Raw genomic sequence first — 2,018 nt, 5'->3', positions numbered from 1 at the left:
GTGACAAATAATTTTCAATTCAACTTTCTTGTATGAATAGTTCTCTTAACTTTAAGAATCGTTCGCTATCTGGTGGGTAAAAAATAGAAGCTTTTATACCTCTTTTTAGGAAGTAATTTAAAAACGGGATTCTATCCACTCTTATTTCTACTTTTTCTACTCTATTCTCGATATCTGGAAGTAAATATCTCCTTTGAACTATTCTCCAAGATCTATGTCGATAGATAGGGTAGGGATTTGACAGTCCATCGATTAATTCAAAAAAATGAAGCATGAATAAAGGTGGAGGACTTGGTATGTCCTTAGGGTCGAGCATACGAACATCTTTAACTCTTACTATTCGACTTTTCACAACATCATAAGATAATGAAAAAGTAGGATAACCATTTTCGTACCTAAATGTTGTTATGAAATCTTCTTCCAAACCAAGCAAAAGTTCTGCTATAACTGAGTGTGTGCCATCGCCGTATTGTTCAGTTTCTGTTGAGTTTATTAACAAAACCATCTTTGAATATCTCGGGTCGAGTGAGAAGTATTTGTTGTTTAGCTTTTTATCATCTTTCTTATAAGATTCTTCAATTCCAAATCTTTCTAGTCTTTCAAATTCTAACTCATTCATAGCTCTATAAACCTTCACACTTTCATCTCTACTTTCTATATTTTCTGGGTAGAGTTCATTTACAAATTGTAAAAAACCGAACTTTCTTATGGGTTTCATGAAAAAATTATTTCAGTTAAATTTTAAACACTAATGCACGATTGTTATACGTATAACAAAGCATCGTTTTAAATCTTTTAGGTTTTATACTTTTTATTTGATTACCATGCTTTGGTGGAGAAAAAAGGAAGAAACTTTTCCGTATGAAAAGTTGAAACTAAAAGCTCCAGTTACCATGCAAAAAGAAAGAGTCGAGTTTGTAAAGATTCGAGAAGACCTGGATGTTCTTAAAGAAAAAGTTGCTTTCCTTTACGAATACGTCGTGTTTTTGGCAGAGAAGATAGACAAGATCAAAAAAGAAGTTGAAAAGAAAAGTGGTAAAACCGTGAAAAGCTCCCAGCTGAGGGAAATAGAGAAAAGACTTGAAAAGGTAAGAGAAAAGCTTGAATCTTTGAAGGTTTCTCCAGAGGTCGAGTTGAGTGAAGAATTAGGAGAAAGCTATTAAGGCTACTTGATGTCTTCTAAAAAATTCTTGTTTCAGCTAAGAAAGTTTTTTAAGTATGATTCTTGAATTATCTTTGGGATAGCGGGGTAGGGCAGCCTGGAGTGCCCGCCGGGCTCATAACCCGGAGGTCGCAGGTTCAAATCCTGCCCCCGCTATCATTAATTACTAAAAATCTTGGCGTTCATTTCTTGGGATATGTTAAAATCCTACTTCTGCCCTTCTTCCCCTTACTCCACCTAAAATTCAATAATCCAGAAGCTAAAAGTTCGTCTACATGCTTACGGAATTGCCTTTCGGATATAGGATTTTCAATTTCTTCGGAATACATCTTGTAAAGCTCGCCGGAAGAAACTTCCCCACGTTCTTTGACTTTCTGCACTATCCATTCATTTACTCCAGTTAACTTTTCTTCCATCAACCTTCTCTTTACGTTGGGTTCGTAGCTCTTTATCACTTCCTTTACCAAGTTAACGGTTAACTTGCCCATACCTTTCATCTCTGCCAAAACTCCTGCCTTTTTCAACAACTCGAGCCCTATTCTCACGTCTCCACCATGCTTAACGGCGTAGTTGGAAACTAGCAACAAGACACCTGGTTGAACTACACCTGGTCTGAAAGCCAACTCGATTCTTTCTTTGAGTATGTCTTTCAGTCGACATTGGCTGTTTTTTGGAAAGTTGCTTCTCAGAAACAGGCTCCTGTATCTTGGGATCAAGCATTTTGGGTAAGCTTAGTTGTTTTGTACGTAAAACTTTTTTGTCCTTTTTGGCGGGTTTTTTTTCGGTATTGGCAATTATCCTATCTACAAGTTTGAACAAAACGATCGTGTTAAATTTTACACCTTTGAACTGACAG

At 36.3% G+C, this 2,018-nt stretch carries 3 protein-coding genes and 1 tRNA gene; 2 read left to right on the top strand and 2 right to left on the bottom strand.

The window, feature by feature from the left end:
- Nucleotides 1-19: 19 nt before the first annotated feature.
- Nucleotides 20-718: a hypothetical protein gene (locus MV676_RS01250; protein ID WP_297444548.1), complete on the bottom strand. Its 699-nt coding sequence runs from the start codon at nucleotides 716-718 to the stop codon at nucleotides 20-22.
- A 106-nt stretch (nucleotides 719-824) separates the two neighbouring features.
- On the opposite strand from MV676_RS01250, the gene MV676_RS01245 reads away from it, so the two are divergent.
- Both MV676_RS01245 and MV676_RS01240 read left to right on the top strand, forming a co-directional pair.
- Nucleotides 825-1,163, top strand: coding sequence for a hypothetical protein (locus tag MV676_RS01245; RefSeq protein WP_297444546.1), 339 nt, complete (start codon nucleotides 825-827; stop codon nucleotides 1,161-1,163).
- Between the two features lie 80 nt (nucleotides 1,164-1,243).
- A tRNA-Met gene (locus MV676_RS01240) sits at nucleotides 1,244-1,318 on the top strand.
- Between the two features lie 26 nt (nucleotides 1,319-1,344).
- Here MV676_RS01240 and MV676_RS01235 read toward each other — a convergent pair.
- Nucleotides 1,345-1,785, bottom strand: coding sequence for a hypothetical protein (locus MV676_RS01235; protein ID WP_297444544.1), 441 nt, complete (start codon nucleotides 1,783-1,785; stop codon nucleotides 1,345-1,347).
- Nucleotides 1,786-2,018 lie beyond the last annotated feature (233 nt).

Origin of the sequence: Desulfurobacterium sp., from assembly GCF_027028515.1 — a bacterium.
Classification (GTDB): Bacteria; Aquificota; Aquificia; order Desulfurobacteriales; family Desulfurobacteriaceae; genus Desulfurobacterium_A.
This window is presented reverse-complemented; position numbering and strand designations above follow the sequence as displayed.

Coding starts and splice junctions, on each gene's coding strand:
- MV676_RS01250 (WP_297444548.1), bottom strand. CDS start 718: ATGAAACCCATAAGAAAGTTCGGTTTTTTACAATTTGTAAATGAACTC.
- MV676_RS01245 (WP_297444546.1), top strand. CDS start 825: ATGCTTTGGTGGAGAAAAAAGGAAGAAACTTTTCCGTATGAAAAGTTG.